Raw genomic sequence first — 15,956 nt, 5'->3', positions numbered from 1 at the left:
ACGTTACAAATTAAATCCCTATTGGAAATTCATTGTAACTGGGAATCTAAATCTAGATCTTACCGGTTGCCCGTTAACTTTACCAGGAGTCCATTTTGTTTTCAAACCTTTAACGGTCGCTTCCGCTTCCTTGTTAAAGTCAGAATTTGATCCAGAGGCTTTTACTTGCGTAAGAGATCCATCTTTTTCAACAACGAATGTCACTTCTGTTTTCAAAGTACCTTCACCTTCCAAACTTCCTGAATCAAAATTATTCTGGAATTTATTTCTGAATGAATTGATACCTCCAGGATATTCTGCTGCCTGATCTACTGATTCGTAAACCTCATTAGTCACTGGCTTCACCTCTGCTGTCACTACTTTACCAGTTCCTGGGGGCGGGGGCGGTGGCGTGTAAGTTGGTGTTTTCACACCCTCTTGATTGTTAAGACCAGTCGTCGTTTCCAACTGTTTTGTAATTGGAGGCGGTGGAGTCTCGATCTTAGGAGCTTTCTTAGGTTCCGGAACTACGTTCTGAATTACCTCCTGTTTCTCTTCCTCTTTTGGTGGAGGTGGTGGAGGTGGTTCTTCTTCCTTAGGTTGTTCTAAAATGGGTTGTTCTTCCAAAATATTAACCAAGTTTGCATCCACTTCTACTTTATCTTTAGCATTCATCTGTTGAATCTTAAGATAGATCAAAGGAGATACAGCAAGAAGGATAAAGAAAGCGGTCCCAATTAAGAATGATTTTGTAAGCACATTGGGATATCTTGTCCTAAGGTCATATGCTCCGTATTCTTTATTTCTATTTTCAAATACAATCTCATCAAGAGAAAGATCGTACTTCAAATTTTCGTCTGCCATTTTAATATTATTAAATATGATACTTGTAGTGGAACTATTCTCCTACTTTCTTTTTGTAAATAGCTTCTTCCCACGGTTTGATATCGGTAACCCCATATCTTTCGTTTTTGGTAATAGCCATTTCATCTAGAATGTCTACAAAGTTTTTATATACTGCATCGTCCGTTGGCTTGATAATTACTGTGAACTTTTCTTTATCAGATGCTCCGGCTTTTGCTCTCTCTATTACTTTCGTAATACCTTCTCTATCAAAATTGGTTTCAACAAGAGTTTGCTCATTAAGACCTGCTTGATCCAACTGATGGTAAAATATCTTGTTATCTTTCCCTATAATGATAGAAATTGAATTATTCAATTTGATTTCTGTTTCAGGCTGTTGTTTAGGATCCTTAGGTTTTGCCGGAAGACCAAGGTCCATTACATTTGGTTTACTAAATGTTGTGGTGAACATAAAGAACATCAACATCAAGAAATTCAAATCAACCATCGGTGTCATATCTACACGTGGATTCTGCTTTTTCGAGCGGACCTTACCGCCTTTCCCGGAATCCTCTTTTACTTGTACTTCTGCCATTTCTCGAATTAATTTGTTTTAGCTTCTTGTGATGTGATCAACCAGAATTTAAGAAAATCAATATCTCTTAAACCTTCAAATAAACCTTTCACTTTTGGGTATTTTGTAGTTACATCACCTTTGATCGCTAACTTGTAGTTAGGATTAACTGCTAAACTTTGCTGTACCCAATCAATCAATTGTTTATTTGTACTATCCATCGGAACTCCTTCCGTCGCTTTGTAAGCTTTTTGTTTTTCTGCAGGCAGATTCAAAAAACTTTTCAGCTGCCCCATTGGCACTCCTACTGATTCTAATTTTGCAAACGCAACTTTTTCTGGGTTTGTGAAAGTCATATTATACTTTGCTCCCATTTTGTCCAAAAGCTGTAATTTTTCTGTACCGTTATCTACGGGTTGAAAATAAAACACACCGTTTGGATCAACATTTACTGTCATTAGACTTGCATCAGGAAGTATTTTCTCTGATATAGAAGAAGGCGGTTTTATCTGTGCCACATCGGGCTTTTTGAACTGGGTAGTCATAATGAAGAATGTAAGAAGTAAAAATGTCACATCACACATTGCTGTCATATCCAGAGCTACACCATGTCTTTTTGGTTTAATTCTCGCCATTGTTTTGTCTATTTAACTATTTGATGAAATTTAAAATGTAAAATACATTTTATAAGACGCTCAATTTCTTAATGAAATTCAGCAAAAGATTGTTGGATGCTCATAGAGATTTCGTCAATCTTGTAAGTCAAACCATCAATTTTAGATGTGAAATAGTTATAAAGAATAATCGCGATTGCAGAAGTACCAATACCTAAAGCTGTATTCATCAATGCTTCAGAGATACCAATTGATAGTGCAGCAGCATCTGGTGTTCCACCTGCTTCTCCTAACGCCTGGAATGAACGGATCATACCTAGTACTGTTCCCAACAATGCTACCAATGTTGCAACTGTTCCTAGTGTAGAAAGAATGTTCATATTTTTCTCCAACATTGGCATTTCAAGAGTTGTAGCTTCTTCAATCGCTTTGTTAAGACCAGCCATTTTCTGTTCTTTATCAAGAGTTGTGTCGTGAGCCAAAGCTTTGTAAGTCGTAAGACCTTCTTTCACAACGTTTCCGATAGAACCTTGCTGTCTGTCGCACTCTTCAAGAGCCTCGTCAACTTTGTTGTTGTTTAATAAACTTCTGATTTTCAAAACGAAATTATCAACATTTCCGTTTCCTGAAGCTTTGCTTAAAACGATTGCTCTCTCGATAGAGAAAACGATCACGATGATCATAAAAGTAATCAAAACAGGAACAAGAACTCCTCCCATATAGATAACTCCTAATCCGTGTGGATGTAACTCCGTCCCTTTGATATCAGCAAAAGCTACTGAAGCTGTACCGGCAGTACGCGCATCCTCCTGAAAGTTAGATGGGTTACCTAATACAAATAAAAAGATTGCAATACCAATAGCGAATAAAATTGGTATAATTACCGCAGGATTAAGACCTCCCTTTTTTCTAGCAACTACTTGCTCGTCTGTGTTTGAAACATTCATTTCCATATTAAAACTAAATTATAATTGTTAAATTTTATTCTGTAAAATAAAGTCAAATTATTTAAAAATGCAAACTAAATAATGTTACTTTTTGTTTTTTTTGTCAATGCAATCGAGACCGCATTCGTATATTATTAAAATTAAACTTATTTTTTATCAATTTATTATCAATCTTTCCAAACATTATAAAATATAACCAAAAATTGTGAATTATTTTTATGTTTTCCGATTCAATAATTACATTTATAATATATAATAAATTTTTGTTAAATTTTAAAAACGCCCCATTTCATTGCTTACTTATGAGACAATATTAATGATTTTCTTGGGAACAAAGATGAAATTTTTCACCGTTTTGCCTTCCAAGTATCTTTTTGCATCCTGATTCTCCAAAATTATTTTTTCAACTTCGTCCTTTTGTAAATCAGAAGCCAATTTAATTTTGAATTTCATTTTTCCGTTAAAACTTACTGGGTAATCTATCTCATCTTCTACTAGATAAGCTTCATCGAGAATTGGAAACTTCTCGAACTCTATAGACGAATTATTTCCCAGCAAATTCCATACCTCTTCGCAGATGTGTGGCGCATAAGGTGAGATTATTATTGCCAATGGCTCCAGAATCGCTCTCTTATTACATTTCAATTTCTGTAACTCATTGACTGCTATCATAAATGACGACACTGAGGTATTGAAAGAAAAATTCTCGATATCAAAAAGCACTTTCTTGATTAAAGTATGAAGAATCTTGAATTCCGCTTTTGTCGGCTCTTCATCTGAAACTTCAAACGTATCACCATTGAAATACAAGTTCCAGAATTTCTTCAAGAAACCATAGACTCCGCTAAGACCTTGCGTGTTCCAAGGCTTTGATTGTTCCAATGGACCAAGGAACATTTCATACAATCTTAAACCGTCTGCTCCATATTCATTACAAATATCATCAGGGTTGACGACATTGTATTTTGATTTGGACATTTTTCCTTGTTCACTATCTGTAAAAAATTTAATGTCATCAATATTCTTCACTGAACCGTCCCAGTTATAAAACTTCTTTTCAGAAAATTTATAGAATCCATCAACAGTTATAAAGACAGGATTTTTAAAAGTTTGCCAATCAATGTAATCTAAAATCCCTTGCTCATTTAAGTAAGCTTCCTTTTCATTATTATTATAATCTTTAACAAATTCTATCGGAACTGAAAGTTTTTGCAACCAATCTCCAGTTACTTGAATATTGAATCCTTCTTTGATTGCTTTTTTATCAAATATTAAATCTCCTAGTTCTTCACTATCATTAAAAACTCGATAAATGTTTTTCCCTTGATAAATATGATTTGATTTATGTTGGCTTTTATATGAACTTTCAATAATTCCCAAAATCATCCCTTGATTAATCAACTTTTGGAAAGGCTCATTTTGTTCAATACAACCTCTGTCTTTCAAAAACATATTCCAAAAACGAGAATATAATAAATGTCCGGTTGCGTGCTCGCTTCCTCCGATGTACAAATCAACTTGTCCCCAATAATCGGTCAATTCTTTTTTAGCAAAAACTTCGTCATCATTCGGGTCCATATATCTTAGGAAATACCACGAACTTCCTGCCCAACCTGGCATTGTGGATAATTCTAATGGGAAAACGGTTTTATCATCAATCAAATCCGTATCAACCACTTTCTGATTTGCTTCGTCCCACGCAAATGTTTTTGCATTTCCTAATGGCGGGTCGCCGTCTTCTGTTGGTAGATATTTTTCGACTTCAGGAAGTTCCAAAGGCAAAGCGGAATTTGGTAAAGTGTACGGCATTCCATCCTTATAATAGATAGGAACCGGCTCGCCCCAATATCTTTGTCTGGAGAAAATCGCATCACGCTGTCTGTAATTAGTTGTTCCGTGACCAATTCCTCGGTTTTCGATTTCAGCAATTATTTTGGATTTTGCATCCTTATAATTAAGGCCATTCAGCAAATCAGAATTCACACAAACCGAATCTTTAGAATCGTAAGCTTCTTCCTGAACATCCACATCAGACTCTACAACCTTGATGATTTCCAGATTAAATTTCTTAGCAAATCTATGGTCACGTTCGTCGTGCGCAGGGACAGCCATTACAGCACCAGTTCCGTAACCCATCAACACATAATCCGAAATATAAACTGGAATATTCTTCCCAGTAAATGGATTGATGCCATAACTTCCCGTGAAAGCACCACTCACGTTTTTCACGTCAGCCATTCTATCACGTTCTGTTTTTTTGGAAGTTTCTTCTATATAATTATTAACTTCAACTTTTTGCTCACTTGTTGTTAAATTTTGAACCAAAGGATTTTCCGGTGCCAAAACCATAAAGGTTGCTCCGAAAATCGTGTCGGGACGGGTTGTAAAAACTTCAATCGTTTCTCCGTTTTCAGTTGAGAATCTTACCTGCGCACCTTGAGATTTTCCAATCCAATATTCCTGAGCATCTTTCAAAGGTTGAGGCCAGTCCAAAGTTTTCAAACCTTGTAACAATCTTTCCGAGTATGCAGAAATCCTCATACTCCACTGCATCATTTTCTTTTGGAAAACAGGATAACCGCCTCGTTCGGATTTTCCATCCTTGATTTCGTCGTTCGCCAAAACGGTTCCCAATGCTGGACACCAGTTCACAGTTGTTTCTGCACGGAAAGCCAGACGATAATTTAATAATATTTCTTCTTTTCTAATATCAGAACTATTTTTCCATTCATCTGAAGTGAAATTTAATTCCTCATTTTGATTGGCATTCAAACCTTCTGTTCCTTTTTCATCAAAATGTTTGATCAAAGTTTCGATAGATTCAGCCTTGTCTGTATCTGTATTGTACCAAGAGTGAAACAATTGAATGAAAATCCATTGCGTCCATTTATAATAAGAAGCGTCCGAAGTTCTCACTTCCCTGCTCCAGTCAAATGAAAAACCGATTTTTCTTAATTGCTCCTCGTATCTCGTGATATTTTGTTCAGTCGTAATTGCAGGATGCGTTCCGGTTTGTATCGCATATTGCTCAGCAGGAAGTCCAAAACTGTCATAACCAACAGGATGCAACACGTTGAAACCCTGATGTCTTTTGAATCTCGCATAGATATCCGATGCGATGTATCCCAGCGGATGACCCACGTGAAGTCCCGCTCCGGAAGGATATGGAAACATATCGAGGACGTAGAATTTCGGTTTATCGGTTGAGTCGGAAGTCTTGTAAGTTTGGTTGTCTTCCCAGTATTTCTGCCACTTTTTTTCTATCTGCTGATGGTCGTAAAACATTCTATAAAGTAAGAATTAGTAATGAATAATTTTTTTAAGATTCACAAAGTTAAGATTTTGAAATAAATAGACAATTTTAAATTTTCGGATTCACTTTTCCACAATAATAATTATTTGGGCACCTTTTTCCGCCTTCCGTTCCCAATCTTTTTTGCAGACGTTTTCAGTTTCAATAGAACTTGAAGTCAAAGCAAAAAAGGATTTCCACTCAAGTCGGGGCGCAGATTCCAGCTTCGAATCAACATTTGTCATTCAAAAAGAAGTGAAGCATATAAAAGATAAAGTCTTTGACTCCGCTCACACTGACAACTTCAAAAACCCGTTAGTATTAGAGATGTCACACTGAGCGGAGTCAAAGTGTTTTCATTACCAAAAGTCTATTATCTGCAAAATCATTATCTTAAAGTCTATATCTTTATCTTTGTAAAAAATCGAAAGTGCCGGAAATTTCTATCATCACACCGAGTTACAATTCTTCAAAATATTTGGATGAAACCATCAATTCTGTCCTCAATCAAACTTTCAAAGATTGGGAATGGCTGATTACTGATGATTGTTCCACAGACAATTCCGTAGAGATTCTGGAAGAACAAAATGACCCAAGAATCAAAGTTTTCAAAGCGAAGAAAAATGGCGGCGCAGGACACGCAAGAAATATTTCTTTGGAAAATGCTACCGGAAGATTTATCACATTTCTGGATGCCGATGATTTTTGGGAATCGAATTTCCTCGAAGAAATGGTCAACTTTATGAAATCCGAGAATGCAGAACTGGCCTACTCCACTTATTCCCGTTGCGATGAAAATCTGAATCCGGTTTTAGGCGATTTTGAAGCAGACACGATTGTCAATTTTAATAATCTTTTGAAAACCTGCAGATTATCTCTTTTAGCTTCGATGTACGATTCCAAAAGAGTGGGAAAATTCTATTTTCCAGAAGGCACAAAACGCGAAGACCACGTGATGTGGCTGGAACTTTTGAAGAAAATCCCGCAAGGAAAACCTTTAAAAAAAACCTTATCAAAATACAGAATGTTGCCAAACAGCGTTTCCCGAAACAAATCAAACATTATGAAAGACCAATATTTGGTTTACAAAGATTATATGAAATTCTCGACTGTAAAATCGTTGTATTACACAGCGAATTGGGCGTTTAACGGTTTTATCAAATATTCAAAAATCTTCAATTAATGGAATATTCAAAAGAATTCAAGCAGGCTTTGAGCGAATTTTCGCCGGCCGAAAAAGACAAATTGATTTTCCGATTGTTGAAGAAAGACAAATTGCTTTCCAAGAAACTCTATTTCGAATTGATTGACCTTGAAACCGTTGATGACAAGCGAGATGCAATGGAAGAAATCATTCATGAAAAAGTTTCGTTAGCTTCAAAATATATTGCAAATCAAAAATATTTCCTCGTTCTTGTCAGAAAAATAAGTGCAGAAATCACGGAACACGTGAAAATCACAACTGATAAATTTGGTGACGTTTCTTTGAATTTATTTTTAATCAATGAAATCTTAGAATACAACGAAAAACTTGGAACACAAAGATTTGACAACGTCTACAAACTCTATATTTATCTCATCAACAAAATCTTCAAAGCGTTGACCTTGACCAAAAAACTGGATGAAGATTATTGGATGGAAATCGATGAATTTTTGGAAAACCTCAATGAAAAAATCGATGGTAATATTTATTTCCAAAAACTTTGCATTAATAATGGTTTAGATTTCAACTGGCGGAAATGCGAAAACATTCCCGACCATTTTGAATTGATTGTGAAGGGAATTAAGAGTGAGGGATTTTTGAGGTAATATTTTAATCACAAAGACACCAAGCTCTTCACAAAGAACACAATTAAGCTTTTGAGGAAATGAAAATAGCAAACCTTGTGTAAAAACTTTGTGAACCTTGTGTTTAAATCAATATTTTCTTCAAAATAATCTCCGTAGAATTTGGCTGAGACTCTACAAAATCGCCAGCATTTTTCGACATTTCTTTCAGGTAAGAAACTTCACCTTCTTCGGTAGTCAAATCTTTTTTCATCACTTCCTCGATGAAAGCAGCTGCGGTCACAAAATCGTCAAAGTGTTTTCCGCCTTTGGCTGCAACCAAATTATCTGCTTCCGGATTTTTCTTGTATTGATTTCCAAAAATTACCGGAACCGAATAAACCGCCGCTTCCAGAATATTGTGCAATCCTGCCGAATGAAATCCGCCGCCAACAACCGCCAAATCAGCATAAGAATACAATTTGGAAAGCTTTCCAATACTGTCGATGATGAGAATTTGATAATTCGAAGTTTGAAGCGTTGGAGAATTCGAAAGTGAACTGTAAAGAATGGCGTTCGGAAATAATTTTAACAAATGCGGAATGCGATGCAAATCGTGAGGTGCGATGGCAAATTTGGTTTCAGGAAGTTTTTTGACCAAAAGTTGGGCGATATCTTCCTCAGTTTGCCAAGAACTTCCGAACACAATCAATTTCTGACTGCCTTTAAACTCTTCAATAAAATCGAGATGATTGTCTCTTTCCAAAAACTGTTTCACGCGGTCAAACCTTGTATCGCCGGAAACGGAGGAATTGACCAATCCGATATTTTTTGCCAAAGCGGAAGACTTGATGGTCTGATGAAAAAACCAATCGATATTATGTTTCAGTTGTTTTGCGAACCATTTGCCATAGTTTTCAAAGAATATCTGATGTTCGTAAAACAATGCGGAGATCACATAGATTTTTGTTCCTCCGTTTTTCAGTTCGCTCAGTAGATTATACCAATAATCATATTTCACTGTGAAGAAAATCTGACAATCAAAGCTGGAAACAAATTCCTGAATTTCTTTATTTTTATCAAAAGGCAAATAACAAATTGCGTCCGCCATATGTTTTTTCTTCTTCACATTTTCATAACCGGAAGGTGAAAAGAACGTGATTAACACTTTATAATCCGGAAAATATTCCTTCAGTTTCTCGAGAACCGGTAAACCCTGTTCGTATTCACCTAAGCTGGAAGCATGCATCCACAGGACTTTATCTTCGCGGGAAAAAGCATTTCTTACAATTTCCAAAGACTGTTTTCTGCCTCGGATTCCTTTTTTGGTTTTGCCATCGATGAGTGCAAAGACCTTCATCCCGAAAATCATCAAGCGGACGAAAAGATTGTATAGAGATTTCATCTTTTATTTTTCTGTCGCAAATCTAAGGATTAGAAAATTATTAAACCGTAATTTTGTCATTTTGAAAGAATCAAAACTATTGGGATTCTTTCAGAATGACAAAAGATGTATTTATATGACAAATGTTGATTCGAAGCTGGAATCTGCAGCCCGACTTGAACGGAGCTCATTTTTTGTGACTGAAAAAGCGGTGGCAAAAATAGCGGGAGTGGAAGGCGGAAATAGCTGCCATAAAAAATAACAACTAGCTATTCGACGAATGTCAAAAGCTGCCCAAATCATTATTCCTGTAAATTCAAATCTGTCAAATTATAAGTTGTTGAAAATTATTGTAAAAAAGTTTTCAAATACTTGCGACGCAAAATAAAAGCTGTATATTTGCAATCTGAAAATTTAATAGTAATTACGAACTAAATATATTAGTGATGAGTAAAAGAACATTCCAACCATCTGAGAGAAAAAGAAGAAACAAACACGGTTTCCGTGAAAGAATGTCTACACCAAACGGAAGACGGGTGTTGGCAGCTAGAAGAGCGAAAGGCAGAAAGAGCTTAACTGTTAGTGCTGCGCGCGCTAAGAGATAATTTCTTCAAAAATTATCATATACAAAAAGTGTCTGGACATTGTTTCAGACATTTTTTGTTGTTAAAATTTCCCAAAAATAGAAGCATTACAAGATGTTTTTATTATTTTTGAATTGATGATTTGTTTAATCATTTATCAATTATAACTTATCAATTATTGCAATTATGCCGCACAGAAACGACCCGGGAGTAGATATTATAGATTTGAGCAACGCTAAGATTGTTCAGAAAAACTTCACAGTCTTGAATGATGTCGACCTTCATATCAAGAAAGGTAAATTCTGCTACCTAATCGGAAAAACTGGCTCTGGAAAGAGTTCTCTTTTGAAAGTGCTTTACGGACAATTACCTCTACAAGGTGGAAGCGGACAGGTTGCAGGTTTTGATTTGAAGAAATTGAAGCAATCTGAAGTTCCAAATTTGAGAAGAAAATTGGGAATCGTTTTCCAGGATTTTCAGCTTTTACCAGACAGAAACATTGAGAAAAACCTTCTTTTTGTTTTACAGGCGACTGGCTGGAAAGACAAATTGAAAATGGAAGCGAGAATTGACGAAGTTCTGTCCAGTGTTGGGATGAAAACCAAAAAGCACAAAATGCCGCATCAACTTTCCGGAGGTGAGCAACAGCGTGCTGCAATTGCGAGAGCTTTGTTAAACCATCCAGAATTAATCCTTGCAGATGAGCCGACTGGGAATCTTGACCCGGAAACTTCAAACGATATTATGACGCTGCTAAAGAATCTTGCGGAAGAAAACCATTGCGCAGTGGTGATGGCGACGCACGATTACCATATGATCCAGAATTATCCTGGAGAAGCGATCCGTTGCGAGAATGGACAGGTTTCTGTTTTGGATACAGCGGAACTTTTTGAATAATTATAGAAGTTAGAGATTAGAATTTAGATTCTAATGTTTTTAAAATATAGAACCTTTCTGAAAATTTCAGAGAGGTTTTTTTGTGAATTGATGGAAGTCTTTTGTCAGTTCAAGATATTCGTCGGAATAAATTCTTGGCGCTTTTTCTATGACGAAGTTTTCTATTTTAGCTTCTGAATTTTTAAATGAATATTCTAAAACTAAACGTTTCGGTTCCGAGGTTTTTATGCCTTTAATAATGACTTTTCTTTGGAGAAATAAATTATTGTTAGAACAAATTTGATTGAATTCCTTTTCAGAATCGATTGGAATAATGATTGAAAATAAACCATTTTCGGAAAGCAATTGACTTGATTTTTTAATTAAATCAGAAAAATTCAATTCCAATCTTTGTCTTGCCAAAATATCTTTCTCGGAATTATTGATTTCAAAATAAGGCGGATTTGAAATAATGACATCAAACTTTTCTTCAGTTTCAAAGTTTTTCAAATCGTGAAGTTGACTTTTGAGTCGTTCAGAAAAAGGAGAATTTATGAAATTGGTTTGAGAAATATTGACCGCTTCGGAATTAATATCGATGGCTAAAATCTGCGCTTCTGGATTTCTTTGAGCTATCATTAATGAAATAATTCCGGTTCCTGTACCTATTTCCAAAACTTTCTTCGCTTCGGAAACATTAGCTAAAGCGCCGAGCAAAACTGCATCTGTCCCCACTCGGAAAACGTCAGCGTTTTGTTGAATATCAAATTGTTGAAATCGGAAAGGTTTCATTAATTATAAATTGGAAGGCATAGAAATCGTGAAAGTCGCGCCTTTGTCAACTTCGGAAACGACTGTGATTGTGCCGTTATAATCTTCCACCATTCGTTTTACCATCGTCAGTCCAATTCCCATTCCGCTATTTTTGGAAGTGAAATTCGGGTCAAAAATTCTATCGAGTTTATCAGTCGGAATCCCAACTCCATTATCCTGAACGGTAATTTTGATTCGCTTTTCGATTTTCTCGAGGTCAACGTTGATGACGGATTTTCTATCATCGGACTTTGCCTGACTGGCGTTGGTAACAAGATTGGTGATGATCCTGGTCAGATAATCTTTATCGATTTTCATCCGGATATCATCGTGATTGGCGTGGACAAAAATATTTTCGTCACTGAAAATCGTGAGTGAATTCCGAACTTCCTTATTCAAAGAAATCTCCTCATCCGTTTTCTCCGGCAACTGTGCAAATTGAGAAAACGCACTCGCTACTCTGCTGATAACATCGATTTGACCGATGACAATCTCACTTAGATTCTTAACTTTATTGGTAATATTCGGGTCGTTCGGATCAAACTTTCTCTCGAAGTTTTGCATCATCAACTTCATCGGTGTCAACGGATTTTTGACTTCGTGAGCAACCTGCTTAGCCATTTCCTGCCAGGCGGATTGCTTTTCGATGTAGCTTAATCGTTCGCGCTGGTCGGCAATTTCGGCAATCATTTTATTATAAGCTTTCACCAAGGCATTCAGCTCATCATTTTTATAATATTTGATGGGTTGCAGATTTTTATCAAACAAATTAATCCTGCTAATCATCGATGTAAACCTGACAATAGCTTCCGTCAAATTGTTGGAAATAATCCAACTGAGCCAAATACTGAAAATGATAATCAAAATATTAACGCCAATAATATAAGCAAAGTAATGCTTGAAAACTTCCATATAAGCGCTCTCGTTGTGATAATACGGAAAATAGATATAGCCAATATCTTCCAGCATATTGTTTTTCAGAACCATATAAGAAGAGACGATACTCGCGTCCAATTTCTCGTCATAGGATTTGTCGTCGTATTGTTTTCCGTTTTTGCGTATTTCATTCAGGACATTGGCAGGCATTTTCTTTTGCTCCACAAGATTTGGGTCTTTGTTGGAGAGGAGATAATTTCCTTTCAGGTCATAAATGATAATATCGTGCTTGTTGATATCCGCAATCTCGTAGATTTCGTTCTCCAAAACCTTCGGAATATCATAGGTCTGAACCTGAGAATGACTAAGCGCATAATCCAAAGATGCCATCAGCGCCTGAGATTTATTCTGCATATCGGTCTTGCTCACCATCTTCGCATTGTCCCGAAGAATTACGAAAGACAAAGCCGCCGAAGTGACAACACTCAAGATACAAATTGTGAGAAAGCCGATGAAAACCCTGTTTCTTAATCGGTAACCTTTATAATCACTTAATGGCATTCTGTTTTTTCAATAGTTTGGCAACGTACTTTCCGATAATATCGAATTCCAGATTTACCACATCGTCTTTCTGCAGGTTTTTCATATTCGTGAACTCCCAGGTGTACGGAATTATCGCCACAGAAAACTTCCCGTCTCCGCTCTCAGCAACAGTCAAGCTGATTCCATTCACCGTAATCGAGCCTTGCGGAACAGTTGTATATTCCGCAGATTCGTCGTAATTGATGGTAATGAAATAACTTCCGTCCTGATTTTCGATGCTTTCCACAGTTCCCGTTTTGTCCACGTGACCTTGCACGATGTGTCCGTCCAGTCTTCCTTCGAAGCGCAAACAACGTTCCAAATTGACTTCCGTGCCCACATTCCAAAAATTAAGATTGGTTTTCTCCAGCGTTTCGTTGATGGCTGTCACTTTATAAGTATTCTCCGTAATTTCAACAACTGTCAAACAACAGCCGTTATGAGCCAGACTTTGGTCGATTTTCAGCTCCTGAGTGAAAGGTCCGCTCAGCGTAAAATCTATATTACTTTCGTTTCTGTCAATTTTTTCTACTTTTCCCGTAGCTTCAATGATTCCTGTAAACATTCTTTCTTAATATTTTTAAATTTTTAGGAGCTTAATCCCGCTTTCCACTATATCTTTTTCGCCATCGCTTTTTTCAAGCCACCGCAGAAAAAGGATGCCGTTGCAATCGGGGCTATGGGCTTTGTCATCCGTAGAAACTTTAGCCATTTAAATTAACATCCGTTTCATAAGAAAAACTACCTAAAAAATTGTAATTTTGTAAATTCTTTATAAATATCAAAGATAAACAAATGAGCTCCAAACACCATAAAATCAGAGTAGGAATTTCAATCGGCGATTTCAACGGAATCGGTCCGGAAATCATCCTCAAATCTCTGAAAGATAAATCCATCACAGACTTTTTTACGCCCGTCATCTTTGGTTCAGGAAAATTGTTCACTTATCAGAAAAATGTTTTTAAACTTCAGACCAATTTCAATTACATCAACGAAGCGAAAGAAGCTCAGGCGGGGAAGATCAATATGGTGAATCTGACCAAGGAGAACAGCAATATAGAATTTGGTGTCCCGACGGAAGAATCCACAAAAATGGCCATCGACTCATTGAACTCAGCAACAGAAGCGCTATTAAACAAAGACATCGACGTTCTTGTAACAGCGCCAATCAACAAAGACGAAATGATGAAATATGGTTTTGCTCACGCAGGCCACACCGGATACTTCGAGGAAAAAGCAGGCAAAAAAGCCGTAATGTTTATGGTCAGCGAAGGTTTGAAAGTTGCTGTTTCCACGCATCACATTCCGGTTTCGGACATTGTAAATCACATAACGAAAGACAATATCAAAAAACAAGTGAAACAATTGGTTGCTACATTGAAAGAAGATTTCTGCGTAGAAAAACCAAAAATCGCCGTTCTCGGACTCAATCCTCATGCTGGCGACGGTGGCGTTATCGGTAAAGAAGAAATAGAAATCATTCAGCCTGCGATTCAGGATTTATTTAACGAAGGCATTATGGCTTTCGGTCCTTATCCGGCAGACAGTTTCTTCCAACCAGAGAAATATAAAGCATTCGACGCTGTTTTGGCAATGTATCACGACCAAGGTTTGGCGCCGTTCAAAACGATTGCTTACGAAGAAGGCGTGAACTACACTGCTGGCTTGCCTTTTATCAGAACTTCGCCGGACCACGGCGTTGCCTATGATATTGCGGGGAAAAATATCGCAGATGAGACTTCATTTTCCGAAGCAATTTTTACAGCCATCGATATTTTCAAAAGCCGAGACGAATATCAGGAATTGAGAGCGCATCGCCTCCGCCCGAAAGCTACACACGCAAACCACGGAGTAGACGAAGATTTACCAAAAGAAAGCTAAAACTTTCTTCAAAATTGAGACATTAAAATAAGTTTTTGGAGGACTAATTTTTTGCAATTCAAGTATTTCCAAAAAATATTTTGTTATTTGAAAAAATTAAATTATTTTTGCAAACCATTTTTATGGACAGATTTAGAAACTACGACATTGCTTTTGTAGGCTTAAAAGCTGGAAAGCACGATTTCAATTACGAGATCAATCAGGAGTTCTTTGATTTATTTGAGACTGAACAAGAGTTTTTCAACCCGGAAATCAGTGTAAATGTTCTTTTGGACAAGCATACTACATTTTTGGAATTCATATTCAAAGTTTCAGGAACGGTTCAATTGATTTGCGACATTAGCAATGATGAATTTTCCGAAAACATAGAAAATGACTTGAAAGTTCTTGTGAAATTTGGAGAAGAATACGATGACAGCAACGAGGATGTGATTACCATCAACAGAAAAGACAGCGATTTCAACATTGCAAACCTTATCTACGAAACAGTGGTTTTATCAATTCCAATGAAGAAAGTAGCACCTTCTGTAAAAGACAATGATGAATATCAGAATCTTTTAGATAAATACAGTCCAAAAATAATCGAGGAAGAAGATGAACAAGTTGACCCACGATGGGCAGCTTTGAAGAAATTAAAAGATAACAATTAAGAAATAACAATATAATTCGAAAGAATTTTTTAAAAAGTACTAACAAATGGCACATCCTAAAAGAAGACAGTCGTCTACAAGAAGAGATAAAAGAAGAACACACTACAAAGCTGTAGTTCCTCAATTGGCTAAAGACGCAACGTCTGGCGAAATGCACCTATACCACAGAGCGCACTGGCACGAAGGAAAACTTTATTACAGAGGAAAAGTTGTAGTAGAGAAAACTGTAGAAACTATAGAAGAAAACTAAGAATTATCTTTGATAATCTTATACTTAGCATAAAAAACCACTCG

The 15,956-nt window shown here is 36.6% G+C and carries 16 protein-coding genes; 7 read left to right on the top strand and 9 right to left on the bottom strand.

Going from position 1 to position 15,956, the window contains the following annotated elements:
* Positions 1 to 18: 18 nt before the first annotated feature.
* The 5 genes from BMW39_RS00635 to BMW39_RS00615 form a co-directional block, all read right to left on the bottom strand.
* Positions 19 to 843: an energy transducer TonB gene (locus tag BMW39_RS00635; protein ID WP_034976391.1), complete on the bottom strand. Its 825-nt coding sequence runs from the start codon at positions 841 to 843 to the stop codon at positions 19 to 21.
* Positions 844 to 877: 34 nt separating this feature from the next.
* Positions 878 to 1,417, bottom strand: a complete 540-nt coding sequence (locus BMW39_RS00630) for an ExbD/TolR family protein (RefSeq protein ID WP_034976389.1) — start codon at positions 1,415 to 1,417, stop codon at positions 878 to 880.
* Between the two features lie 8 nt (positions 1,418 to 1,425).
* The gene (locus BMW39_RS00625) at positions 1,426 to 2,031 is read right to left on the bottom strand and encodes an ExbD/TolR family protein (RefSeq protein WP_034976387.1); all 606 of its coding nucleotides are present in this window, start codon (positions 2,029 to 2,031) and stop codon (positions 1,426 to 1,428) included.
* 68 nt (positions 2,032 to 2,099) lie between these two features.
* Positions 2,100 to 2,963, bottom strand: coding sequence for a MotA/TolQ/ExbB proton channel family protein (locus BMW39_RS00620; protein WP_034976385.1), 864 nt, complete (start codon positions 2,961 to 2,963; stop codon positions 2,100 to 2,102).
* A 294-nt stretch (positions 2,964 to 3,257) separates the two neighbouring features.
* Positions 3,258 to 6,242 (bottom strand): leucine--tRNA ligase, encoded by a 2,985-nt coding sequence (locus BMW39_RS00615; protein ID WP_034976383.1) that lies wholly within the window; start codon positions 6,240 to 6,242, stop codon positions 3,258 to 3,260.
* 437 nt (positions 6,243 to 6,679) lie between these two features.
* On the opposite strand from BMW39_RS00615, the gene BMW39_RS00610 reads away from it, so the two are divergent.
* Both BMW39_RS00610 and BMW39_RS00605 read left to right on the top strand, forming a co-directional pair.
* On the top strand, positions 6,680 to 7,432 hold the full coding sequence (locus BMW39_RS00610; RefSeq protein WP_034976382.1) for a glycosyltransferase family 2 protein: 753 nt from the start codon (positions 6,680 to 6,682) through the stop codon (positions 7,430 to 7,432).
* Positions 7,432 to 8,058: a hypothetical protein gene (locus BMW39_RS00605; RefSeq protein WP_034976380.1), complete on the top strand. Its 627-nt coding sequence runs from the start codon at positions 7,432 to 7,434 to the stop codon at positions 8,056 to 8,058. Before BMW39_RS00610 ends, BMW39_RS00605 begins: the two co-directional genes overlap by 1 nt.
* Positions 8,059 to 8,161: 103 nt before the next feature.
* On the opposite strand, the gene BMW39_RS00600 is transcribed toward BMW39_RS00605, so the two are convergent.
* A complete protein-coding gene (locus BMW39_RS00600; RefSeq protein WP_034976378.1) occupies positions 8,162 to 9,421 on the bottom strand; it encodes a 3-deoxy-D-manno-octulosonic acid transferase in 1,260 nt (419 codons plus the stop codon).
* Positions 9,422 to 9,846: 425 nt separating this feature from the next.
* On the opposite strand from BMW39_RS00600, the gene rpmH reads away from it, so the two are divergent.
* Entirely contained in the window at positions 9,847 to 10,005 is a 159-nt protein-coding gene (rpmH, locus tag BMW39_RS00590) for a 50S ribosomal protein L34 (RefSeq protein WP_039365072.1), read from the top strand.
* Between the two features lie 165 nt (positions 10,006 to 10,170).
* On the top strand, positions 10,171 to 10,881 hold the full coding sequence (locus tag BMW39_RS00585; protein WP_034969772.1) for a cell division ATP-binding protein FtsE: 711 nt from the start codon (positions 10,171 to 10,173) through the stop codon (positions 10,879 to 10,881).
* A 66-nt stretch (positions 10,882 to 10,947) separates the two neighbouring features.
* Here the strand turns inward: BMW39_RS00585 and BMW39_RS00580 are convergent, their stop codons facing one another.
* The 3 genes from BMW39_RS00580 to BMW39_RS00570 are packed head-to-tail and all read right to left on the bottom strand — an operon-like array spanning position 10,948 to position 13,696.
* Positions 10,948 to 11,652: a tRNA1(Val) (adenine(37)-N6)-methyltransferase gene (locus BMW39_RS00580; RefSeq protein ID WP_034976374.1), complete on the bottom strand. Its 705-nt coding sequence runs from the start codon at positions 11,650 to 11,652 to the stop codon at positions 10,948 to 10,950.
* A 3-nt stretch (positions 11,653 to 11,655) separates the two neighbouring features.
* Entirely contained in the window at positions 11,656 to 13,110 is a 1,455-nt protein-coding gene (locus tag BMW39_RS00575) for a sensor histidine kinase (protein WP_034976372.1), read from the bottom strand.
* Positions 13,097 to 13,696 carry a riboflavin synthase gene (locus BMW39_RS00570; protein ID WP_034976370.1) on the bottom strand — a complete coding sequence of 200 codons (600 nt, stop codon included), beginning with the start codon at positions 13,694 to 13,696 and terminating at the stop codon, positions 13,097 to 13,099. The genes BMW39_RS00575 and BMW39_RS00570 overlap by 14 nt, the downstream gene beginning before the upstream one ends.
* 230 nt (positions 13,697 to 13,926) lie before the next feature.
* On the opposite strand from BMW39_RS00570, the gene pdxA reads away from it, so the two are divergent.
* The 3 genes from pdxA to rpmF all read left to right on the top strand — a co-directional run bounded on the left by pdxA (position 13,927) and on the right by rpmF (position 15,912).
* A complete protein-coding gene (pdxA, locus tag BMW39_RS00565) occupies positions 13,927 to 15,012 on the top strand; it encodes a 4-hydroxythreonine-4-phosphate dehydrogenase PdxA (protein WP_034976368.1) in 1,086 nt (361 codons plus the stop codon).
* A 122-nt stretch (positions 15,013 to 15,134) separates the two neighbouring features.
* A complete protein-coding gene (locus BMW39_RS00560) occupies positions 15,135 to 15,662 on the top strand; it encodes a YceD family protein (protein ID WP_034977757.1) in 528 nt (175 codons plus the stop codon).
* A gap of 46 nt (positions 15,663 to 15,708) precedes the next feature.
* Positions 15,709 to 15,912 carry a 50S ribosomal protein L32 gene (gene rpmF / locus BMW39_RS00555; protein WP_028121219.1) on the top strand — a complete coding sequence of 68 codons (204 nt, stop codon included), beginning with the start codon at positions 15,709 to 15,711 and terminating at the stop codon, positions 15,910 to 15,912.
* Positions 15,913 to 15,956: the final 44 nt, after the last annotated feature.

Origin of the sequence: Epilithonimonas lactis (genome assembly GCF_900110605.1) — a bacterium.
GTDB lineage: Bacteria > Bacteroidota > Bacteroidia > Flavobacteriales > Weeksellaceae > Epilithonimonas > Epilithonimonas lactis.
The sequence above is the reverse complement of the archived record's forward strand: the minus strand, read 5'-3'. Positions and strand labels throughout refer to the sequence as shown.